Source organism: Gordonia sp. KTR9, assembly GCF_000143885.2.
In the GTDB taxonomy this organism is placed as follows: Bacteria; Actinomycetota; Actinomycetes; order Mycobacteriales; family Mycobacteriaceae; genus Gordonia.
This window is the reverse complement of sequence record NC_018581.1, coordinates 3,874,584-3,896,526: the sequence shown is the minus strand read 5'-3', so window position 1 is coordinate 3,896,526 and position 21,943 is coordinate 3,874,584. Positions and strand designations below refer to the sequence as shown.

General features: G+C 65.6%; 22 protein-coding genes and 1 pseudogene. 14 read left to right on the top strand and 9 right to left on the bottom strand.

Annotation, left to right across the window (positions count from 1 at the left end):
• Positions 1 to 11: 11 nt before the first annotated feature.
• From KTR9_RS18320 to KTR9_RS18310, 3 genes are all read right to left on the bottom strand, one after another.
• Positions 12 to 1,244, bottom strand: a complete 1,233-nt coding sequence (locus tag KTR9_RS18320; protein WP_014927611.1) for an acyl-CoA dehydrogenase family protein — start codon at positions 1,242 to 1,244, stop codon at positions 12 to 14.
• Positions 1,245 to 1,370: 126 nt separating this feature from the next.
• Positions 1,371 to 2,492 carry an AI-2E family transporter gene (locus KTR9_RS18315; RefSeq protein WP_044508085.1) on the bottom strand — a complete coding sequence of 374 codons (1,122 nt, stop codon included), beginning with the start codon at positions 2,490 to 2,492 and terminating at the stop codon, positions 1,371 to 1,373.
• A 251-nt stretch (positions 2,493 to 2,743) separates the two neighbouring features.
• Positions 2,744 to 5,149: an acetyl-CoA acetyltransferase gene (locus KTR9_RS18310; protein ID WP_014927609.1), complete on the bottom strand. Its 2,406-nt coding sequence runs from the start codon at positions 5,147 to 5,149 to the stop codon at positions 2,744 to 2,746.
• Positions 5,150 to 5,322: 173 nt separating this feature from the next.
• On the opposite strand from KTR9_RS18310, the gene KTR9_RS18305 reads away from it, so the two are divergent.
• The 3 genes from KTR9_RS18305 to KTR9_RS18295 all read left to right on the top strand — a co-directional run bounded on the left by KTR9_RS18305 (position 5,323) and on the right by KTR9_RS18295 (position 9,980).
• The gene (locus KTR9_RS18305; RefSeq protein WP_014927608.1) at positions 5,323 to 6,561 is read left to right on the top strand and encodes an acyl-CoA dehydrogenase family protein; all 1,239 of its coding nucleotides are present in this window, start codon (positions 5,323 to 5,325) and stop codon (positions 6,559 to 6,561) included.
• Between the two features lie 19 nt (positions 6,562 to 6,580).
• Positions 6,581 to 7,888, top strand: coding sequence for a wax ester/triacylglycerol synthase domain-containing protein (locus tag KTR9_RS18300; RefSeq protein WP_014927607.1), 1,308 nt, complete (start codon positions 6,581 to 6,583; stop codon positions 7,886 to 7,888).
• Positions 7,889 to 8,309: 421 nt separating this feature from the next.
• Positions 8,310 to 9,980, top strand: a complete 1,671-nt coding sequence (locus KTR9_RS18295; RefSeq protein ID WP_014927606.1) for an HNH endonuclease signature motif containing protein — start codon at positions 8,310 to 8,312, stop codon at positions 9,978 to 9,980.
• A 26-nt stretch (positions 9,981 to 10,006) separates the two neighbouring features.
• Here KTR9_RS18295 and KTR9_RS18290 read toward each other — a convergent pair whose 3' ends face one another.
• The 3 genes from KTR9_RS18290 to KTR9_RS18280 form a co-directional block, all read right to left on the bottom strand.
• A complete protein-coding gene (locus KTR9_RS18290) occupies positions 10,007 to 10,975 on the bottom strand; it encodes a hypothetical protein (protein WP_014927605.1) in 969 nt (322 codons plus the stop codon).
• A 72-nt stretch (positions 10,976 to 11,047) separates the two neighbouring features.
• Positions 11,048 to 11,725: an HhH-GPD-type base excision DNA repair protein gene (locus tag KTR9_RS18285; protein ID WP_014927604.1), complete on the bottom strand. Its 678-nt coding sequence runs from the start codon at positions 11,723 to 11,725 to the stop codon at positions 11,048 to 11,050.
• 18 nt (positions 11,726 to 11,743) lie between these two features.
• Complete coding sequence (locus tag KTR9_RS18280) at positions 11,744 to 12,298, bottom strand: hypothetical protein (protein ID WP_014927603.1); 555 nt, start codon at positions 12,296 to 12,298, stop codon at positions 11,744 to 11,746.
• A 135-nt stretch (positions 12,299 to 12,433) separates the two neighbouring features.
• Here KTR9_RS18280 and KTR9_RS18275 point away from each other — a divergent pair, with 135 nt between their 5' ends.
• The 7 genes from KTR9_RS18275 (at position 12,434) to KTR9_RS18245 (ending at position 16,868) form a co-directional block, all read left to right on the top strand.
• The gene (locus KTR9_RS18275; protein WP_014927602.1) at positions 12,434 to 12,676 is read left to right on the top strand and encodes a hypothetical protein; all 243 of its coding nucleotides are present in this window, start codon (positions 12,434 to 12,436) and stop codon (positions 12,674 to 12,676) included.
• Positions 12,661 to 12,957, top strand: coding sequence for a hypothetical protein (locus tag KTR9_RS28150; protein WP_014927601.1), 297 nt, complete (start codon positions 12,661 to 12,663; stop codon positions 12,955 to 12,957). Before KTR9_RS18275 ends, KTR9_RS28150 begins: the two co-directional genes overlap by 16 nt.
• Positions 12,958 to 13,887: 930 nt before the next feature.
• A complete protein-coding gene (locus KTR9_RS18260) occupies positions 13,888 to 14,181 on the top strand; it encodes a hypothetical protein (protein ID WP_238553930.1) in 294 nt (97 codons plus the stop codon).
• Positions 14,182 to 14,294: 113 nt separating this feature from the next.
• Entirely contained in the window at positions 14,295 to 14,567 is a 273-nt protein-coding gene (locus KTR9_RS18255) for a hypothetical protein (RefSeq protein ID WP_044507034.1), read from the top strand.
• Positions 14,536 to 15,282, top strand: a complete 747-nt coding sequence (locus tag KTR9_RS28290; RefSeq protein WP_083888985.1) for a helix-turn-helix domain-containing protein — start codon at positions 14,536 to 14,538, stop codon at positions 15,280 to 15,282. Before KTR9_RS18255 ends, KTR9_RS28290 begins: the two co-directional genes overlap by 32 nt.
• A 291-nt stretch (positions 15,283 to 15,573) precedes the next feature.
• Positions 15,574 to 15,876, top strand: a complete 303-nt coding sequence (locus KTR9_RS28000) for a hypothetical protein (RefSeq protein ID WP_238553928.1) — start codon at positions 15,574 to 15,576, stop codon at positions 15,874 to 15,876.
• 164 nt (positions 15,877 to 16,040) lie between these two features.
• A complete protein-coding gene (locus KTR9_RS18245; protein WP_014927595.1) occupies positions 16,041 to 16,868 on the top strand; it encodes a phage major capsid protein in 828 nt (275 codons plus the stop codon).
• 66 nt (positions 16,869 to 16,934) lie between these two features.
• Here the strand turns inward: KTR9_RS18245 and KTR9_RS18240 are convergent, their stop codons facing one another.
• A complete protein-coding gene (locus KTR9_RS18240; RefSeq protein ID WP_014927594.1) occupies positions 16,935 to 17,498 on the bottom strand; it encodes a hypothetical protein in 564 nt (187 codons plus the stop codon).
• A 502-nt stretch (positions 17,499 to 18,000) separates the two neighbouring features.
• On the opposite strand from KTR9_RS18240, the gene KTR9_RS18230 reads away from it, so the two are divergent.
• The 4 genes from KTR9_RS18230 to KTR9_RS18220 are packed head-to-tail and all read left to right on the top strand — an operon-like array spanning position 18,001 to position 19,460.
• Positions 18,001 to 18,585, top strand: coding sequence for an HNH endonuclease (locus tag KTR9_RS18230; protein ID WP_014927593.1), 585 nt, complete (start codon positions 18,001 to 18,003; stop codon positions 18,583 to 18,585).
• Positions 18,582 to 18,881 (top strand): hypothetical protein, encoded by a 300-nt coding sequence (locus KTR9_RS18225; protein ID WP_014927592.1) that lies wholly within the window; start codon positions 18,582 to 18,584, stop codon positions 18,879 to 18,881. The genes KTR9_RS18230 and KTR9_RS18225 overlap by 4 nt, the downstream gene beginning before the upstream one ends.
• Positions 18,874 to 19,053 carry a hypothetical protein gene (locus KTR9_RS27385; RefSeq protein WP_148281210.1) on the top strand — a complete coding sequence of 60 codons (180 nt, stop codon included), beginning with the start codon at positions 18,874 to 18,876 and terminating at the stop codon, positions 19,051 to 19,053. Before KTR9_RS18225 ends, KTR9_RS27385 begins: the two co-directional genes overlap by 8 nt.
• Positions 19,053 to 19,460, top strand: a complete 408-nt coding sequence (locus KTR9_RS18220) for a Gp19/Gp15/Gp42 family protein (protein WP_014927591.1) — start codon at positions 19,053 to 19,055, stop codon at positions 19,458 to 19,460. The genes KTR9_RS27385 and KTR9_RS18220 overlap by 1 nt, the downstream gene beginning before the upstream one ends.
• Before the next feature lie 758 nt (positions 19,461 to 20,218).
• Here KTR9_RS18220 and KTR9_RS18215 read toward each other — a convergent pair.
• On the bottom strand, positions 20,219 to 21,814 hold the full coding sequence (locus KTR9_RS18215; RefSeq protein ID WP_014927590.1) for a recombinase family protein: 1,596 nt from the start codon (positions 21,812 to 21,814) through the stop codon (positions 20,219 to 20,221).
• Positions 21,815 to 21,834: 20 nt separating this feature from the next.
• A pseudogene (locus tag KTR9_RS27380) lies at positions 21,835 to 21,930 on the bottom strand (HhH-GPD-type base excision DNA repair protein); the annotation flags it as partial.
• Between the last annotated feature and the right edge of the window lie 13 nt (positions 21,931 to 21,943).

Below are 21,943 nucleotides of genomic sequence, written 5' to 3'. Positions count from 1 at the left end.
CCTGTGACCCGTCAGAGACCCAGAGCGGCTTTGGCGAGGATGTTTCGTTGAATTTCGTTGCTGCCGGCGTAGATCGAGCCCGCGCGGTCGTTGAAGTAGTGCAGCGGGGCGACGGCCTGCCACGGTTCGCCGCTGACATAGCCGTCGGTGGGCGGTGTGTACTGGAAGATGGGTCCGCCCGGCTTGGTGGCGTGCGGCTGGAAGACGCGTCCGTGGGGGCCGGCGGCTTCCAGGCTCAGCGTCGTGATCTCCTGGCTCAGCTCGGTCCCGAGGATCTTCAGCATCGACGCGATCGAACCGGGGTCCTTGCCCGAACTCATCGCGGCCAGCGCCCGGTACTCGAGGACCTCCAGGATCTTCGCGCGGACCTGGAGGTCGGTGAGTTTGGCCGCGAACGCCGGATCCTCGGACAGGGGACCGCCGTTCGGGGCCGTCACCGATGCCGCGTCACGAAAGAGCTGCTCGGCCATGACCTGTAGCGCCGGAGCCGCCGCGCCGCCCCCGCGCTCGAAGACGAGCAGGTACTTGGCCACGGTCCAGCCGTCGTCGATCTTGCCGAGGACGTTCTTCTTGGGCACGCGCACACCGTCGAAGAAGACCTGCGCCTGCACCTGCTCGCCGGACGCGAACACCAGGTTCTGCACCTCGATACCCGGCGAGTTCATGTCGATGAGCACGAAGGTGATGCCCTGCTGCTTGCGTTCCTGGCGCGACGTACGCACGAGGCAGAAGATCCAGTTCGCCTCCGATGCGTGCGTGGTCCAGATCTTTGAACCGGTGACGACGAGGTCGTCGCCATCGTCCACCGCGGCCATCGACAGCGACGCGAGGTCCGACCCCGACTCGGGTTCGGAGTAGCCCTGGCAGAAGAACACGCTGCCGTCGAGGATGCCCGGCAGGAAGAAGTTCTTCTGCTCGTCGGTGCCGAAGGCCATGATCGCGTGGGACACCATGCGGATGCCCATCGGCGACAGCGAGGGTGCGCCGGCGAGGATCGACTCCCGGCTGAAGATGTAGTGCTGGGACTGCGACCAGTCGCAACCCCCGTACTCCACCGGCCAAGCGGGAGCGGCCCAGCCACGCTCGTGCAGGATCGCCTGCCACTCCATCGCGGCCTCGTGGTCGGAGTAGACGCTGGTGCGCAGCGTGCCCGCCGCGCGCAGGTCGGGGGTCAGTTTCTCGTCGAGGAACGCGCGGACCTCGTCGCGAAACGCAGCGTCGTCCGGAGACCAGTTCATGTCCATGAGCGGTGCGCAACCTATCTGTAAACGGTTGTGGTCAGATGGGGGTCGAAAGGGAATCTACCCAATGATCGGCGCGGCGCGTAGCCCGCCTCACCTTTCCGGTTCCAGTGTGACGCCCGCGGCCGGTCAGAGGGTGGGATCCTGCCCCTTCGTGTCCGGAGTCTTCGCGACCCCTACGGGTTCGTCGGCGGGTTCGTCGTCGGGTTCGTCGTCGGGTGTCTCGACGCCGGGCTTCCCGCCCGACGACAGCAGCACGTCCGCCCAGCGGGTCGCGGGGTCGATGTCGATCAGCAGGGCCTTGGCGAGCAGCGTGAGCGGTACCGCGAGGATCGCCCCCAACGGCCCGATCGCCCATGCCCAGAAGAGCAGGGACATGAAGGTCAGTGTGGTCGACAGTCCCACGGCGTCGCCGACGAACTTCGGCTGGATCACCGATTGGATGACGACGTTGATGGCGCTGTAGACGACGATGACGATCAGCATCTTGGTCGGTCCGCCGTCGAGGAGGCCCAGCAACGCGGGCGGGACGAGACCGATGATGAACCCGACATTCGGGATGTAGTTGGTGATGAACGAGAGCAGTCCCCACAGGATCGGCAGGGGGATGGACAGCAACGCCAGCGCCACGCTGTCGAGTACGGCGACGATCAGGCCGAAGACCGTCGACACCCAGAGGTAGCTGCGCGTCCCCTGCGAGAAGGAGCGGAACGCCGATGCGATGTCGGGACGCATCCGGTCCAGGACGTTCATCCGGTCGTCGAAGCCGACCGAGTCCGCGGCCATGAACAGCAGCAGCGCGAGGACGAGTACGAGTGTCGACGCGACACTGAACGTGCTGGCCAGCACGTCGGTCACCGCGCTGACGACCTTGCTGGTGTCGACGTGGGAGATCATGTCCTGCACCTTGTCGTGGCTCACGCCGTGACTGGTGAGGAAGTTCTGGAAGCTGGTGACGAGATCATCGAACTTGTCGTCGTACTGCGGGAGGATCGATGCCAGGCGTGCGACGGAGAACACCAGCGCCGCAAAGAGTCCGATCAAGATGCCGTAGACGAGCAGCACGGTCGTCAGGAACGCCGCCCAGCGCGGCAAGCCTTTCGTGCGCAACCAGGTCGGGACCGGCTGGACGGCGACGGTGAGCATCAGTGCGAGGAAGACCGGCGCGGCCAGGGAAGCGACCGACTTGATGCCGGCGACCGCGACGACGAGGCCGGCGATGGTGAGGAGCACGATGGTGCCCCGGGGCAATGTCCAGTCAGGTGGGTCCACACGGTACGAGGTCTGTGGAGCAGTACGTGTGGATGTCGTGGTTCCGCTTGCCTTACTACGACCGGACATGGTGTGCCGCCTTTCTGGACACGACTGATGTGTCGTAACAGCGGCCACCCGGTACGCGGAGCGCCTTCGGAGTGGCCGCCGACCAAGTGTTCAGCATCCGGCGACCATCCGCGCGTTTTCGGTGTGCTTTCGTCCTCGTGTGAGTGGTTCGGACTGAGTCCTCAGTGGCCCTTCCAGTTCGGGGTCCGCTTCATCACGAACGCCATGATCCCCTCGAGGGTGTCGCCGCTGATCACCAGCGAGTCGAGCACCGAGGTGCTGGCGTGGACGGCGTCGACGGTGTCGGTGATGGCGTCGGACTGCTCCATGGTGGCGATCGACGCCCGCACGGATGTCGGTGAGGCGGCGAGGATCTCCTCGGCCACCCCGCGAGCGGTCTCGAGAACTTTTCCGGCGGGGGCGATCCGGCTCACCAGGCCGGCGGCCGCGGCCTCGGCGGCCGAGATCCGGCGGCCGGTCAGGATCATGTCGCGCGCGAGTGCCGGTGGCACCATCCGCGGCAGGCGGACCAGCCCGCCGGCGGCCGCCGCGAGTCCGACCTTCACCTCGGGCAGGCCGAACGAGGCGTCCTCGTCGGCCACGACGATGTGGCAGGCCATCGCGATCTCGCAGCCCCCGCCGAGCGCGAAGCCGTTGACCGCGGCGATCACGGGTTTGGGTAGGCTGCGCCGTGACGTCAGGCCGGCGAACCCGTTCTTGGGCACCGACAGTGCGGCCGGGCCAGCGGTCGCCGCCAGGTCGTTGCCCGCGGAGAATGCCTTGTCTCCCTTGCCCGTCAGGATGGCCACCCACAGGTCGGGATCGGCGAAATACGCCTCGAAGATCGAGTCGAGTTCGGCGTTGGCCGCGGGATTCAAGGCGTTGCGTGCGTCCGGGCGGTTGATGGTCACCTCGAGCAGCCGGCCGTCCCGACGGATCTCCACGTGCTCGTAGGAATCGCGGAAAGCCGGTGCGACAACCGGATGCCGGGAGTCCATGGCCGAAGCGGTCAGGGCCACCCGATTGCCCTTGTCGAACGACTGCACCACGATCGGCGTGCCGACCGGATCGTCGGAGGTGAGGAGGAGCTCGAAGAACTCGTCGTCGTCGGAATCGAGGTTGGCGACGAACCGCGCGCCGAGCCCCTCCGGGGAGGTCGAGTCGACGAGCCGGCCGATGACCACGCCGGTGCGGCGGCCGCTCTTCTGCGGGATGACCGTGTAGGTCTCGATCACCGCGGGGCCGTCGGCGTCGGCGATGGTGGGAACGGTTGCCACCGCGTCGAGCTCGGCCTGGACTGGGCCGCTGGTGTCCGGACGCCAGGGTGCCGGCGTCGTCGAATACACCCCGGCGGCATGCTTGCTCAGCACCCCGCCGTTGGCGACCACCAGGCCGAATTCGCCCGGTGATCGCCGGACCCGGGTGACGACTTCGGCGATCGCGTGCAGGGAGTAGTCGTTGCCCGGGCCGCCGAAGAACGGCAACCCGCCGGTCACGGTCAGCCCGCGCGGGTCGTCGGGCGCCATCCCGATTCCGTCGAGGACGTTGAACACCGCGATCGGGAAGCAGCTGTAGATGTCGACGACGGAGATGTCGTCGAGTTCGAGTCCCGCGACCCGCAGCGCGTGGTGTACCGCCGCGGGAGCCGCGGGGGCGGAGCCGAGTTCGGGACGGGCCAGTACCGGCCGCTCGACGGTGGACGAATGCCCATGCAGGAATACCCATTTCGCGGGATCGATACCGGCGGCCTGCGCTGCCCGCACCGACATCACGACGACCGCCGCGGCCTGGTTCACCTGGTCGCGCGCCACGATGTACCGGGTGAAGGGATCGGACACGACTCGGTTCTCGGGGGTGACGGTGACCAGTTCGGCCGCGGTGCGCGCTGTCGGTGCCGCCGAATGCGGGTTGGCGGCGGCGACCTCGGTGAAGGGTGCGAACAACTCACCCATCGTTGCGATGTAGGCGTCGCGGCCCAGGCCCGAGGCGTGCCGGCGGGCGTTCTCGAGCAAGGCGTACTGCGGCAGCACCGACGCGAGGCCGTGCCGCATCTCGGCGACGGTGATGATGCCCTTCAAGCCGAAACCACGGTCGTCGAGCTGGCCGCCGACCTCCTCGGCGAAGCTCGGACGCTTGTCCTCCGGCTGGGACATCAGATGACGGACGGTCGACATCACCTCGGCGCCGAACACGACTGCGCCCTCGGAGTCTCCGGCGGCGATCGTTCCGGCGAGCTCGGTGAGAATCGTCTGCGGGGTCTGACCACCGGTCACCGCCTGCACCGCGCGTCGCGGGTCCACATCGACCCGGTTGCCCACCGCACGCGGCATGTTGTCCGGCCGGCCCATTGGTGACGACGACAGCGGGCTCGAGATCTCGAACGACCGGATCGCGGCGATCGTGTCGATCGACGCGGCGACATCGCCACCGGAGTCGGCGAATGCGGCGGTCACAGCCCGGGCGGCGAGGTCGGCCTCGCCGAGAGCTTCGTAGCCGGGATCGGTCAGGCGTTCCGACGCCTGTCCCACGCCGACGACGACAGGGGTGTTCGGATCGATATCAACGAGCGTTGTTGGCATACCAAACATTGACACACCACGTGACCGGGGTCTCATCGGAGGTGTCCACGAATGTCCCGCGCCAGTGTGCGGCGGTCCCGCCGGGAACGTCAGTGTTGCGGTCAGCGCGGTTACAACCGTGGTCGGCCGATGCGGTTCGGACCAGACTGTCGCCGACCGGATTGCGATCGAAAGGACCACCGATGACGTCCACTGTGCCCACCACGAGGCCTTCTGGCAGCGCCTCCGACGGAACGAGCGACGAGCGGCTCGACGAGGTGTTCGCGCCGATCTTCGCCCGGATCGCCGAGGGCGCCGTGCAGCGCGAGGACGACCGCAGGCTTGCGCACGATGAGGTCTCGTGGCTGCGGGAGGCGAAGTTCGGTGCGCTGCGCGTGCCGGTGGAACTCGGCGGATACGGCGCGTCGATCCGTCAGCTGTTCCGGTTGCTCATCGACCTGGCCGCCGCGGAGTCCAATCTGCCGCAGGCCCTGCGGGTGCACTGGTCGTTCGTCGAGGACCAGCTCGCCGCCCTGCCGGACGAGGGTGCGCAGCGGTGGTTGCGCAAGGTCGGTGAGGGCACGCTGGTCGGCAACGCGATCACCGAACCCGGCGTTGGTGCCATCGACCGCTATCAGACTCGGCTCACTTCGGACCCCGCGAGCCCGGACGGCAGGTTCCGGCTCGACGGCACCAAGTACTACAGCACCGGCAGCCTGTACTCCGACCACATCCTCGTCGCCGCCGACCAGGACGGCGAGCGGGTCTCGGTGCTCGTCGACGCCGACGCCGACGGCGTTACCCAGCACGACGACTGGGACGGTTTCGGTCAGCGCCTGACCGCCAGCGGTACCACCGAGTTCGCCGGTGTCGAGGTTCCGGCCGAGCGTGTTCTCGGTCCGGGTTACGGCGGGGAAGGGCGCACATACGCGACGTCGTATCTGCAGCTGGTGCAGCTCTCGGTGCTCGCGGGTATCGCGGCGCGTGCGACCGACGACGTCGTGGAGTGGGTGCGCAACCGCACGCGCACCTTCACCCACTCGACGGCCGACCTGCCGCGCAACGATCCGCTGGTGCAGCAGGTGATCGGTCGTCTCTCGGCCGCGGCCTACACCGCGCGCACGCTGGTCCTCGACATCGCCGACGAGCTCGATGAGCTTGCTCTCGCCGGGTGGGAGGACGCCGAACTGCTCGACCGCGTCGAGTTCGACGTCGCCCGGGCTCAGGCCGCGGTCATCCCCACCGTGCTCGATGCGACCACGCAGCTGTTCGAGGTCGGCGGCGCGTCGATCACCTCCGAGCGTCTGCGCCTCGACCGCCACTGGCGCAATGCCCGAGTGATCTCGGTGCACAACCCGCTGATCTTCAAGCTGCAGGCGGTCGGCGACCACGTGCTCAACGGCACCGACCTGCCCTACGCCTGGAGCGCCGGGCAGAAGTAGCGCCGCTACGCTGGCGGTCATGCACAGGATGGCCGCCGCGGACGCGGCGTCGTACTGGATGTCGCGCCGTATCCCGAACGACCAGTTCCTGGTGTATTGCTTTGCCGCACCGAGCAGTTCGGTCGAGGACTGTGCGGCGCGACTCCGGCTCCGCGCCGCGCTCGTCGACGACCTGTGCCTCCGGATCCGCGATGTGCCGGGCACGGTCGACCGGCCGTACTGGGAATCCGTCAGTCCCGCCGACGACCAGGTCCGTGTCGATTCGACGCGCCGGACCTGGTCGTCGTGCCTGGCCGAGATCGCCGGGCTCATCGCCCGGCCACTCGACCCCACGCGGGCGGCGTGGCGGGCGCATCTGTTCGGTCCTGTCGTCGACGCCCCGGGCGCCGCAGGCGACGTCTACGTCGTCGTCGTGCAGATGTGTCACGCACTGGGCGACGGGCGCCGCGCGTCTCAGATCGTGCGCGAGTGGTTCACTGCGCCCGCCACACCGCGACGGCCGGCGTCTACGCGTTCGTCCGGTCGCGAACTGCTGGTCGACGCGGGGACCTTTCTCGGCGGCGTCCTCCGGTTCCCCGGCGAGTTCGTCACCACGGCTCGGCGAGGGTTCCGTGTGGCGCGCCTGGCCCCGGCGTCTGCGCCTGGACCGTCGGGATACCCGCCGACACGGCTGAACACCCCACCAAGACCGCGACGGACCCTTCGGGTACTGGTGTTCGACCGCGCCCATCTCACCCGCCGTGGGCAACCGGTCACGGTCGCGGTACTCGCCGCGATCTCGGCAGCGCTACCGGAGTACCTGGGCGAGACCGGGCGGCGGTTAGGCGTCGAGCTGACGATCGGGCGAACGGGAGAACCGCAGGCCCGCAACCACTTCCGCAATGCTGCGGTCGACCTGCACGTCGACGTCGACGATCTGGTCGAGCGCGCGCGACTCATCGGCGCCGATGTCGCCGCCGCCCGCGCGGCCGAGGCGGACCCGGTGCGGCTCGCACAGCATCGCGCGTCGGAGTCGACCCCCGCAATCCTGGCCCGATGGGGGATCGGGGCTGTCGACCTCGAGACCCCGCCGGAGACGGTCACCGGCGTCACGGTGGTGTCGTCGGTGGACCGTGGCGCCGCCGACATCGATCTCGACGGCGGCGAGATCCTGTTCACGACCGGATTTCCCGCGCTGTCACCCGCCCAGGGACTGACCCACGGCGTGCACGGCATCGGTGATCGCATCGCCCTCTCGGTGACCACGAGTCCCGAGGTGATGGGGGATGTGGACCGGTATGTGGAGTTGCTGGGCCGAGCGCTGGGTGTCAGCCGGTCTGCCTCCTGAGGAGCGCCCGGACCTTGCGGAAGCGCCACCCCTCTGCTCCCTGATCCGAAGAGCCGCAGAACCCACACCCACGCCTGCTCCCTGAGCAGCCTGATCCGAGCAGAACCCAAACCCCATCTGCTCCCTGAGGAGCGCCCGGAGCTTGCGGAGGGCGCGTCACGAAGGGTCTGGCGACCGAGGTTGCGAGACCCTTCGTGACGCTCGCAAGCTCGCTCCTCAGGGACCGGAGTGACGCTCGCAAGCGAAAGGCTCACGGACACAACAAAACCGTGCAGCGTCTCGCAGTGCTTCCCGATGGCGGGCCGCAGATATCGAGGGCCGATCGTCGTGCGCGCACGTACTTGTCGGTGGTCGGGTTTACCTTGGAAGTATCAGTTTCGACCGGTCGATTCGATCGGGTTGCAGCGTCTTGGGGGGCATTGTGGGGGCGTGGACGGATCTACCGGGCGAGTTTCTCGCCGGGGTCGATGCTGCCCGCCCGGCCGAAGCCGACACGGTCTCACACATGCAACGCCTGGGTGCTGTGCGGGCTGGGGAGTCGTATCTGGCGTGGTGCCGCTACCAGACGATCCTGGTGCTGTGTGACCGATTGTTGACCCCGACCGGTTCCAGTTATGTCTCTGATGGATTCGGCGACATCGTCGCCCGGGTGGCCCGCGAAGCGGGTATCACCCGCTACCGTGCGGCGGCGCTGGTCGACGACGCGCTGTGTCTTCGTGATCGGCTACCCCGGGTGTTGGAGACGTTGCGCGACGGGATCATCGCCGCGCACCAGATCCGCGAGATCATCAGTCGCACCCACCTGGTGTCCGACGATCACCATCTCGATCCCGACGACCCCGACAGTCGCCGGATCATCGAGGTTCTCGATGAATCGATCGCCGACTTGCTGCGCGGTCGGGGCGGGTCGTGGTCGACGTCGGGTCTGCGCGACATGATCGACCGATTGGTCTTCGGCCACGATGCCGACGCGGTCCGCGAACGGCGTCGCGAAGCGCTCGACAACCGTGGCGTGTGGACCGAGAACCATGGCGACGGCACCGCCGAGATTACCGCGGTCATGGCCGCCGAGAACGTTCGGGCCTGCCAGGCGTCGGTGCGCGCGCTTGCCGCATCGGTGTGTGATCGGGATGGGCGCACCCTGGGTCAACGTAAGTCCGATGCCATGTGCGCGTTGCTCACCCGGTCGGTGTTCGCGTGCGCATGTGGCGAACCCGACTGCACCGCAACACCTCCTGACCTGACCGCCGCGGAGTCGGGCACCGAGATCGTGATCCACGTCGTGACCGACGCCGACACGCTGGCCGGTGGGTCCGGGCCCGGGTGGGTCGACGGGCACGGGGTGATCTGCGATGAGCATGTGCGCGACCTCGCCGCCCGGCCCGACGCCACCCTGGCCCCGGTCACCCCGATACGCACACCACCCACCCGCGTCACCGCCGCAGACGATGTGAGCACGCGGACCGCGAACGCCGCCGCACCACGGCCGGACGCCGCCAGTGTGATCGTGTTCCCGGGTGCGTTGCCGGGTGATCCGTATCGGCCGACCAGTGCGTGTGCGCAGTTCGTGCGTGTGCGCGACGGCTACTGCACCGAACCCGGCTGCACGCGGTCGGCGTTCACCGCCGATGTCGATCACGTCGCCGAGTACGACCACGCCCGCCCCGCACGTGGCGGTGCGACCTCGAGTGAGAACCTCAACGCGAAATGCCGTGCCGGGCATCTCCACAAAACCCACGGTGACTGGACCGACGTGCAGTACCGCGACGAGCAGGGCCGGCTGGTCACCGAATTCGTGACGCCGGAAGGTTTCGTGATCCCCGGCGAGGCCGAAACCCTCGAAGACCTCTTCCCCAACCTGCGTCGCATCCGATTCGAACAAGCCGCGAAAGCCCCACCGACACCGCGGGTCATCGTGCCCGACCGGCACGGCCGACCACCGCGCACGATCACCGAACGCACCGCCGCGAAACACGCGAAGCGGCGAGAAGAACGCGCCCGCAACCAGGCACAGCGCGAAGCGAATCGACATGCCCGGACCGCGGCGGCCAACCGTCAGCCGAAGACCGATGACAACCCGCCGCCGTTCTGAGTGGCTGCGCGTGCAGTGTCCGGAGGCTAGGCCCGCGGGTATCCGTTCGAGTCGGCGGGAGCGGCGTCCCCGTTGCCGTTGCCGCCAGAACCCTTGGGGGGACGGGTGAGTCGTTTGGGGAGTCGTTCGGCGAGGCCGCCGAGGGGAGTGACCGTCTGGTTGAGCAGGTCGACGGTCTCGGCCAGCTCGTGCACGGTGTCCTGCATCGCGAGCAGGTTCGGCGCCAGTTGGCCGATGACCTCGGTCAGCTCGGTGATCCGGTCCAGCGGCCCGCCGGGGGCGATGGCCCGTTCGACCGCGCCGTCCTCACCGACGAGTTGATCGAGCAGCCCGCCGTCGGCGGCGAGACGATCGAGGATGCCGCCGGCCGCGGTGACCTTCTCCAGCACACCGTCGGGTGCCGTCAGCTTGTCGACGATCCCGCCCTCGGAGGTCAGGCGTTCGAGGATGCCCTCGTTCTCGGTGAACTGGTCGACGACGCCGCCGGGGCGGGTCAACCGGTCCAGGGGGCCGTCCTTGGCGGTGAGCCGGATCAGGATGCCGCGTTCGTCGGCCATCTGATCGAGGAGCCCGCCTTTGGCGGTGAGCTTCTCGAGCGGGCCGTCGGGCGCGGTCAAACGGTCGATGACGCCGCCCGGGTTCAGCAACCGCTCCAGCGGCCCGCCGTTGGCGAGGATGCGCCCGAACGGCCGGTCGGGTCCGAGTAGTTCGGACAACTGGTTCAGCAGGGCGAGCGGCGTGCGGGCACTGCCCAACTCGTCGGCGTCGACACCGACGGCCAGCGCGAGTTCGTGCTGGACGCTGCTGGCGGTGACCCGGGCGATCGTGACGGCGGACTCGGCGGCGCTCAACACCACGCCGGTCACGGCGAATCCGATTCGGAAGGGCATCTCGACGAGAGCACGGCCGGGATCGAGCGCAGCCTGACGACGCTCGACTTCGCGTCGACCGGGGACGGGACGGTCGGGGAGAGACCGATCCGGAAGGGACTCCATGGTGTCCGACCCTAGGCCAACCGGTGTGCGTTCGGGGTGAGGGTTGCGCGATTCCGGCGGACGGTGTCGCTGCTAGGAGTCGGTGCCCGAGGCCTGCGCGGCCTTCGCGGCTTTTGCCGCCTTCTTGAAGTCGCGGACCTTCTGCAGCGACTCCGGGCCGGTGACGTCGGCGACCGAGCGGAATCCCTTCTTGCTGTAATCCCCGGCGACCTTGGTCCAGCCGGACGGTTTGACGTCGAGTTGCTTGGCGACCAGGGCGACGAAGATCTTGGCCTTCTGGTCGCCGAACCCGGGCAGTGCGCGCAGCCGCTTCATCAGGTCCGCACCGTCGGAGGCCTCGGTCCAGATGCGCGCGGCATCCCCGCCGTACTCCTCGGCGACGACCTTCGCGAGTGCCTGGACCCGACCGGCCATCGAGCGTCCGTAGCGGTGGATGGCCGGGGGTGTGGCGCACAGGTCGGCGAACGCCTCGGGGTCGGCGTCGGCGATCTCGACCGGGTCCATCGTGCCGAACCGATCGCGGATCTTGGCCGGCCCGGCGAACGCCCGCTCCATCGGGAACTGCTGAGATGTGCCAACACCTTGTAAACCGCCGGCCTCCATGCGTTGAAGGATCTTCAGCGGCCCCAAGAACGCCACCTCTAGGCGGATCTGCTGATCAAGAAGCATGCCAGTGAGCAGTGCGAACGGGTCTCTGGAGATGAGTGCATCCGCTTCCGGGTCCTGGGCAATACAGAGCTTGGCGTCCATGCGGATGAGCTTACGGTTCTACTCCTCTTCAAGCTTCCGAATGTCCTCGCGAAGCTTGGCGCGAGATTCGGGCCTCAGGGAGATTGAGACGTGAGCTAGTTCCCCTAGCAATTTGCGAGCTGGCTCTGTCAGCTCGCCGCCTTCGCGACCGTCGAACGCCTCGCTGAGGTACCCCTCTTTCCGTGCACGCATGATGTGCCCCTTCACGGTCGGCACCGGCTTTCCGAGGTAGCTGGCGAGCTTCGCCGAGACACCACGCCCCTCGGGTACCAACGCCTCATAAGCGGCAGCGAGTCGGACCAGGTACTCGTCCGACACTCGGCCTTTGCCCTCCGTGTACGCCGCGACCAGTTCGTGCACGGCCTCAGCAGCGTTGTGCGACGTCGCGTCGTCAGACGGTTTATCCGTATGAGTTGACCGTCTGAAGTAGTCGAGCAGTCGGCCCGTCGCCTCTTTGACCTCGTCGTAGCCAAGGGCCGCTCCTTCGACGGCGCGGATGGTCAGCTGTACAACTTGGCCATTTACCTCACCCTTTTCGATGACGTAGGGCGTGTTCAGTGTCTCGATCTGCATACTTCGACGGTACACCAGTACCGTACGATTTGACACCGTATGAACCGTATGAGAACCTGAAAGGGTCAGAGATGGCGGAGACCCAGACGGGTCGACCCAGGCAGCGGGCAAGCTGCCACACACGGAAGAGAACGAATGACCAACTACGACAGAGAAGTTCAGGTCCTGGGGGATGCTGAGCTACACGCCAGCATCGGCAAGGTAGGCCTAGGTATCGACTTCACCACCGGAGAAGTCACGCTCGGTGTGCCAGACGAAGTCGGACACAGCACCTCGTACCATTTCGCGCCCGAGGACTGGGACCGGATCGTCAAGATGATCAACCGGGCAGAAGCTGAGCGCGGCAAGGTCGTATCCGCAAAATGGGATGGTCGGTGATCGGGCGCGGGGAGGCGGATAACGCCGCCTCTCTGCCGCCCTTCGGGGTAGTCCGTCCGTGCTGCCTGGTCGCCAGCGGCGACAGCAACCGAGTGGAAGTGGCGAGAAGTCCGCTTGTCCGACGAGAACACCGGATGGACCAGCCAGTGCGAAAGCACATTGAGGATCACGGCCTGGTCTTGGCGACGCGCGAGACCTTCGATAACCCCGGGTTTATGTACGGCGCGACCGAGGTGTCCGTCTATGTGCGACCGCACGCCCGTAACGCGGGGGCGGCGTGAGCGCCGCTGCAGACGACTTCTTGCCACAGCTAGGGAGCGTCGCCCTCACCGATGCGGACGTTCACCCGTCGGCCGGAATACGCACCGATGATCCGCTGATCGCGCTCGGGACTGACCGAGATACCGAGTTCAACGACCTCTGGTTCGGGTCAGAAGACGACCCCGGGATCAAAGGTCGCGGGGTGCGACCGGGTAACCCGGATCTCGTGGGGGACCTGCTCAACTCGGGACACGGCTACCAAATCCGCGATGTCGACAGTCGCCCTAAGACGACCTGGGCGACTCGCTGCGAGATCTGCGGGGAGAGCCTGCCTATGCCTGACGCGGGCGAGTGGGTTTGTGAGCTGGGGGCCGAGCCTGATTCCGAAGACTGGGCCGTGTGCCAGTGCTCGTGGTGCCTGATCCGGGGACAATGGCTCAGGGGTGAGTACCGCCCAAAGGCTGGTCGGCCTCCCAAGCGGTGCGGCACCGCAGACTGCAAGCGCCGCGCCGCGACCGTTCGCAAGCGTAAGGAACGCGCGCTGAAGCGTCAGAGGGTGCAGGTCCAACGGGCTTAGTACCTGCCCGATGGGGTGTCACAGAAATACCCCTACTAGTGCGGGGGCTAGATCCTCCCGCGCGGCTTTGCGTGCCGCTCCCTGATCCCGTTCGGGAGAGCGCCGCAATCGGAGACCTTCCGTTCTCGGGTCTCCTCAGCGGTCGGTTCGGGTTTGTGATCCTTTCCTCTCGCCGACCGCTCGACTTCCCGGGGAACTACCACGACGGTCTGGTCGTGTCCTCGGGTTGGAACGCGTACGCCTGCAGCCAACGCGGTTCCTATCTCCTGGGGAACACCCCCGGTCTGTCCATGTTCAGGCAGACCGGGGGTTCCCTGATCTTTCGGTCAGAACGTTCAGATGCGTTCTGGCCGCGTTCTTTTGACCTATTTGCATGAGCACTCACGAGAAAGGGGGCACGATGCCCGCCAACAAGTGCCCTCAGGGGCACGAGATCCGATCATCGACCGACCGAGACGGCGGCGGTTTCTGCCGCCGATGCCGAGCCGACAACGAGAAGCGACGCCGCGTCGGCAAGTCAGCCGCGCTGACTGTTGTCCGCGTATTCGAGCGCGCTGGCGTCCAGTTTCAGAACAACGGCGTTCCCGTCGAACCTGCCGAGGTAGCCCGCGTGCTCGCAGAGCTGTACGCGGCCGGGGTGTTCGAGGACACCAAACAGACCTGCTGAGCCTTCGCTCAGAGTCCAGCGGTTAGACGCCGTTGGCAGGAGATTGGGCTGCACATCGCGGCAGCTCTATCAACAACAAAGCGGCCAGGTGCCGCGACAACCCAGGAGGAACAATGGATTTCGATCAGTTGCCCATCGAGTGGCAAGAGAAGATCCGCGCACTTCGCGCCGACTCGGCGCGCTACAGGATTGAACGCAACAAACTACGTCAGGAACTTGACGCGCTGCGAGAGCGCGTCGGGTTTGATCACCAGTTTCTGCTGATGATGCAGGACACTGGAATCACCGCAGAACAGTACAAGGATTTCCGCGCTGAGCGTGACGCTGTCCGAGCGTGGTCCAGCGGCCTCGCTGATGACGGCTGGGGTGCGCGTGAACGCGTTTGAGTGGTCCCGGTTGTACTTTCGCAACCCCGATACCAGCCTGAGGCAGACGCGGTCCACGATGGCCGCGCTACAGACCTACGCCGACTTCAAAGACCTGACTTGCTATCCGTCCCAGAGCACGCTGGCCGAGATCACGGGCTCCTCAGTCGAGACCGTACGGCGTCACATCAAGAAGAACGTTGATGCCGGCTGGCTTGTCGTAGTTGAGCGTGGCAACTCATACAAACGTTCGTCGCTGTATCGGCTGTCTGTTCCAGCTCGATACCAACTCCCCTCAGAAACGAGGGGAGTTACGGAACCCCCCTCGCAGATGAGGTCTACTCCCCTCACGGACGAGGGGAGTACTCCCCTCGCAGATGACCGCCTAACTACTCATGCACCTACTCAGAGAACAACCCATAAGGGTTGTTCTATAGAGGACCCCTTCGGGGGTCCACCGGTTTCGATCCCCCCAATCGCAACAAACCAGATCTCGACTCCCCTCGAAAATGAGGGGGGTTGGCCTGTCATCCGCGAGGAGGGCCGCAACGGAGGCACGCCTACCGGCTCCATTCCTGCACCGGTCCGTATCGGTACCGATCCGATGACCAACGGCCCCGCCTGGGGGCAGGAACCGGTCAAGAAGCGAACCACCAGAACGAACCCGGCAACCGCGACGCCAAACCCGGCTTACACGCTTCCCGATCCGTTCGCGAACGAGGCGGCGCGGATCTGACGCGTCTCGTTCGTTCGACAACCGCACTAACCGAGAGCCCTGGCCACATCGGCCGGGGCTCTCGCCATTCCACGGCAACCGCCGTGGACGAGAGGAGATCACACCATGACCGACCAGACCACGACCCTTGCCACGGGATCCCAGATCGACGCAGACGGAGTTTTACCCGACTCAGGTACACCGGGTACCCCCGACCCGGCTCAGGGCCTCAGGGAGGCCCGGGACCGATACCGATCCGAGCGCGACTCTTCGCGTGAGGAGCTGGCAACCGCGACCGCTCGAATCGAGCGGATGCAACGCGCTGAGATCGAGCGAGTCGCAGCCGAGCACCTGGCCCAAGCCGGGGATCTGTTCACGCTTTCGGGCAAAGACTTGGCCGAGTTCCTGACCGAGTCCGGAGACGTCGACACCGCGAAGGTGTCTGCCGACGTCGCCGCGCTCCTGGCCGAGCGTCCCGGACTCCGTAAGAACGCACCCGCGTTCGATCCGTCGCAGGGCACCGGCCAGCCGCCGAAGCCTGAGGCACCGACCCCGACGTGGGGGTCGATGTTCCAGACCGGCAACACAACGCCGGTTGCCCAACACACCCGATGAGTTTCGGTCGCCGCGTAAGCGTCTGAGACGACCGCAGCGACCACGTTAAGCGGCTGAGCCGCAACCAAGACCCCGATCCGTGATCGGGCGACATCCGCAAACCACAAGCCCGGAGCGGCCACCGCTCGCGGGCTTCTTTCATGTCCATAGGAGGACAACACACCATGGCAGTTCTCAACAACACCCTCGAAAACGCCTTCACCCCTGAGGATTACGGCAAGCTCATCGACACCGTGGTCGATGAGACCTCGGTCGCCTTCCAGGCCGCGACCGTCGTCAACACCAGCAAGCACCAGATCCGGTTCCCGGTCCTGGTCGCTGATCCGGAGACCGGTTGGTACGCCGAGAACACTGAGATCGACCTGACCGACCCCGAGACTAACGAGGTCGTCGTGGTCCCGTCGAAGGTGGCTGGTCTCACCCAGCTCTCGAACGAGGCTGTCGACGACACCGATCCGGCTGTCGCTCAGATGACCGGTCAGGCTCTCGCCCGCGACATCGCCAAGAAGGTCGACTTTGCGTTCTTCGGAAGCACCGTCACCAACGGCCCGTCGGGTCTGCTCTCGCTCGCGGGTGTCGAGGTCGTCGACACCGGAGCAGGCTGGACCACGCTGGACTACGTCCACGACGCGAAGGCTCAGGCGATGGCCAACGGTGCCGCCCTGACCCACATCGTGCTTGCCCCCGACGTGGCGCTGGCGCTGTCGAAGGCCAAGACCGGCACCGGCTCGAACCAGAGCCTCTTGGAGACCGTTGACGACGGTATCCGTCTCGCGGGTCTGGTCGCTCTCGTCTCGCCTGCGGTCTCCGCTGGTAACGCGTGGGCGCTCGACTCGACTCAGGTGATGACCGTCCGTCGTCTCGGCACCACGGTCGTGCAGTCCAAGGATGCCGCGTTCAGCAAGGACGCGACCCAGATCCGCGCGGTGTCTCGTATCGGCTTCGGGTTCGCCAACCCGGCCGGCATCGTGCGCCTGCACGGCGCTGCCTGATCCGAGATCTGCTGTGTAGCAATTGAAAAAACCCGGGGAGCTGTCACCGACGGCTCCCCGGGGGCGCTAGTGAGGCTTCAAGTACGTCGACAACTCGGTTCGAATGCTGGCAATCGTCTGATCAAGTTTGGTCGCCCGTCCTTCGTCTGTCAGGCCCACCACGTATGGATCACTTGCCAACGAGATGCACTTCTGCATGAGGGCGTGGATGACCGGCATCGCGCCGTTCAGGACTAGCGCGCTCGGCGAAGCTGCGCCAGACCGGTACAACGGGACCACAGCCTCGGAGATCGTCGTCTGATTCTTCGTGAATGCCTGCATCCCGAGAATGACGTCCCGCACGGTGGTCTCGGTCTCACAGTGAGTGGCCTTGATGATCTCAAACTCCTGCAGTGGCTCGATTAGAGCCACGATGATCCGGTCGTCAGCCAGGTTGAACCCGAGGTGTTGTGCGATTAGCAAGTACTCGGCGCACGCGAGATTCGTCGTGACGCGGGTGAGTAGGCCAGGCGACACATCCAACAAGGCTTCAACATCCCTTGTGTCTATGTTGCCGGTCAGCGCCAGGCCACGGGCCAGTTCGATGACCTGATCGGTTACGGCGTAATAGTCGCTGGCTGCAGATGTCATGCCCGCAGTATTGCCGAACGGTGCGACACAAGCCGGAAGGGCGACACAAGCTGCTCAGTACGTGTCCGGTGTAGACCCGGCTCTGGCTGACCGGGCCTACCCCAGTAGCTGGTCCAGGGTGTATCCCGCCTTGGCTGCTCTGCCTTCCCAGTACGCGCGTGTGTTGTCGAGAACGTCGACCGGCACACCGTGTGGCCTACGGACTACCTCAGCGCCTTGGGTGAGCCACCGATCACCACTGAGCGTGAGGATCTCGCCTGGATAAGGCACTACGTCGCCTGTGGGCGGTTCCAGTGGTTCGAGTGGTGGCATCACCTGTGCATCGTCCCACCGTGAGCTGACACCCGACTAGGTACCCCAGGGGGGTTACCCCTCTACCCCCCGTTCTTGACCGGGTGGTTATCCGGCCGCAAAACCGCCTGCAACTTAGACCCTCAAATGCCGATAAACCCGCTGGTCATCGCACGTTAGGCCCAGAAAATAGAACCACTTAGGAGTAGTTATGGCGGGCATCACCCGCGTCGAACGCGAGCGCCGTGACGCGCTCTACGAACAAGGATTGAAGCAGTGCAACACCTGCGCCGACCCGCTGCCGTTGGATCAATTCGCCCCGCGAGCTGACGGATACCGAGGTCTCAACGGCACGTGTCGCGGCTGTAAGAACGACCAGGTCGCGGACTACCAGCGCCGCAACCCCGAGAAGGTCGCGGCGCGCGTTCGCCGATGGAACGCAACTAACCGCGCTCGCTCACACGAGATCGCCAAGCGGTATCGGGACTCGCACTCGCTTGCCGAACGAGTACGCAAAGGTCATGTCCGTGCTGTCGCCCGGGACGGGGATGCTGATCGCATTCACCCGGAGAAGCTGTTGGCCCACTGGGACATCGAAGGGATAGACCCCGCCCGGTGCTACTACACCGGGTTGCCACTAGGAGACAACTGGCACCTGGACCACATGACGCCGCTCTCACGCGGAGGGCTGCACCGCGTCGACAACCTGGTTCCCTGCTGCGCCAGCGTGAACATGTCCAAGGGCAAGCGGACAGCCGATGAGTACCTTGCTGATCTTGCTGAGGGGGCGTCGTGACGCTGCGACAGCCGAAGGGACTCGGCTACCAGGGTAAGAAGCTGTGGAAGTCGATTACGGACGAGTTCGACCTAGACGCTGAACCCCACAAAATCCGGATTCTGTTCGACGCCTGCAAGATGGCCGACGCAATCGACCGGCTCGACAAAGAGGCCGATAAGGCCCCTCTCGTCGCAAAGGGCAGCTACGGACAGCCGGTGCTGCACCCGGCGTTCTCAGGCGCTCAGACCGCCCGCGCCGCGTTGGCGGCGCTCCTGGCGCGACTCAACTTCGAGGAGGCAACACCCGATGAGTAAGGCAATGCCCCGGACCAGACGCCGCAGCAGTCGGGCGGCTCCCGCAGCTCCCGACTACTCCGCGCTGGCCCAACAGTTCCGGTCCGTGATCGGACCCCTACCCGACGACTTCGACACCCGGTTACCGGTGTCGGAGATGTACCGACACACCCTGACAGGAGGACACCTCTAGTGGCCTATGCAACCGCCGAAGACGTCACCACGCTCTGGGCGAAAGACCCTGAGCCGGAGACCATCACCCTGATCAACCGTCGACTCGCTCAGGTCGAGCGGATGATCGTGCGTCGGATTCCCGACTTGGCCGGCCGAATCGCAGACGGCCGTATCGACCTGGCCGACGTCGTCGACATCGAAGCCGATGCGGTGCTGCGACTGGTCCGCAACCCAGAGGGGTACTTCTCGGAGACCGATGGCAACTACGCGTACATGCTGCGCGCTGACCTGTCCTCGAGCGGCAAGCTCGAGATCACTGACGACGAGTGGGAAACCCTGGGCGTGAACTCGCACTCACGGGTAGCCGTGCTCGTCCCGAAGCTGACCCCACCCCGTGCCCGGGTGCCGTTCTCGGCGGGCGGCTGAGGCTTACTAAAGACAGGTGGAGAGGGGCACTCTCGTACCCCTCTCCAGACCTGCGGCTACTTCTTCTTGACGGTCTCAATCACCGTCGTGTTCGGGTGCTTCTTCGCGTATTCGACGGTCACGAAGTGACCAGTCTTGGCGCTGCGCCCGATCTTCATGGAGGTCTTACCTCCGCGCTTAGCCATTCGAGGGCTTCACGGTGATAGTGCGGGTAACGCGGGTCACGCGAGTGACCCGCCGAACCGGCACGCGGATAGTGACAGTGCGACGCGTACGCGTCTGACGAGAAGCCATGGGGCCTCTTCCTAACTCCGGGCACTGTGACCCACCCCACCGTCTCGCCTCATTTTGCGGCGATTTGGTTTGAGCCGGTGTAACGTCGCGAAGGCACCTCAGAAATGCAACCACGATGTCACCCCGTCTGGCGGTTCTGCCCCCAGGGCGGGGGCATCGTGCTTTCCGGACACTGCAGACACTACACCTGGGGTCCGACAGTTTGGGTGACACAAGAACTTGTGAATCACACACGTGTGATCACGCTGAGCGGTCATATGTGTCGTAATGCGTAAGAATGAGTCGTATTGCGTAGGTTTCAGTTCCCAAATGGAGGGTTCCCCCCGGGCCTCGGAGTGATGAAGATCACACGTTGAACCCGGCGGACGAGCGACTTTGATTGACGATCGAGATGTGGACGCGAGACGATTTCGCCCTATCGTCGCTATGGGCTTCGATAGGTAGTCCGAGTCTCCGCCGCTAGATCAGTCTTCGATCCTGTCAATGCCGCTCCGCTCAGGTTTGCGACGGAGTACATACCGCAAGCCAGCGTCAATGTGGAGCTGTCGCCTTCCGGGTTCGTCGGCAGCTAGCCACGCTTCGCGCTTCGTCTGGCCGGTCTCCTCGCTGACCCAACCCGCTGCACGAACCGGGACCGACGCGAGCTGATCGCGTTTGGCTACTTGGGCTTTCATCCGGGCGAGCCACTGGGTCTCATCCTCCGGCGTCGTCAAAAGGCCGGCGTCTGACTCCATCCGCAACCGTTCGATAGTTGCGTTGACCTGGTCTAACTCCGCTGAGTGGTCCTCGCCCTGGACGAACACACGCCTAGTGGCTGGCTCGTGTCCAAGGTGATAGGTGTACTCATGCGCTAGCTGAAAGTCCACGTCATCAGCCTTGGCCATCACTCCGTTGCAGTTGAGCGGTGTGCGTCCGCACCGGTAGAACCGGCCCTCGTAGACCGAGCCATCGGCTCGCGTCTTCCGGGTGCGCTGCTGGGCCAACGAGGCCCCGCATGGTCCGTCTCCACACGCTTTGCACCCTTGGCACCCGCAGTAGCCAATCCCCAGCATGGGGTTGGTCGATCCACTCGGAGTCCTGCGGTTGTTCCTTCGGAGCTGCGCGGCGTCCTGGACCTGTTTCCATGTATCCGCGTCGAAAGTCGGGGGAGCGAGCCGGATCGGCTCGCCCTCAGCGTCGAGTACAACCATCGCCTGCTTGCCGCGCCCGGTCATCTTGAATCCCTGAGTACGCGGCGAGGTCAGTCCGTCGATCACCGTGTTCACGGTCCAAGGTCGCGACTTCGCGGGCTTGCCTTTCGCAATCCTGGTCCGGTCCATGTTCGTCAGCGCCGCAGAGTCCCGGCACTCGCAACTGGGGATATGGTCGGGATCGCACCGGGGATCCGCGTACGGCGCGTTGAGCCATGCCGCAATCCGGATGAACGACCAGCCGTCAAGGAGTCGGCTGGCCATCGACCTAAGTAGAGCCTTGCCGGTCTCGTCGGTGTCGAGGCCCCGACCCTTGCCGCTCGGGTGGTCGATGACCTTAAACCCCAGCGGGGGCACCCCAGATGCCCACCTATCCATCTGGCGCAACGCGCGGTGTGAGTCTTGGGCTCGGGTCTTGAATCGGTTGAGTTCGAGCTGAGCGAAGAACGAACCGAGATAGACGAACAACTCGGCCATCATCGAGTCGATGCCCTTATCGACACCGGGCCGGTAGTCGAGAGTGAGGCCGTCGTCGGCGAAGGCGACGACCTTGTGTCGCTCCTCGGCCCACCGGGCGAAGTCGACACAATGGCGAGTGGACCTAAATGCGCGGTCCATCTTTGACCAGACGATGACGTCCCACTTAGTCGCTTCCTCCTCGGACAGCCAAGGTCCGAGGTCTGGACGGTCCTCGGGACGCTTCTCAGCGGACACCCCAAGGTCCTCGAACGCTCCAATGATCTCGTAGCCTTTGGCCTCGGCCCACTTGGTCGCGGTCTCCAATTGCGCCAGGTGGGACACCTTTTGTGGACCTTGGACTACGGACACGCGAGCGCCGACAAGGGCGCGGAGTTTGTGGGGGCTGGTCATGGGTGCAATCGTACGTCCATTTGCTGGTCGAGCAGCATTCCCGTGAGGAGGGCGAACGAATCGCTGGAGAGGAGTTCGTCGGCCGCGGGTTCCTGGGCGATCTGGATCTTCGGCATGGATCGATTCTGG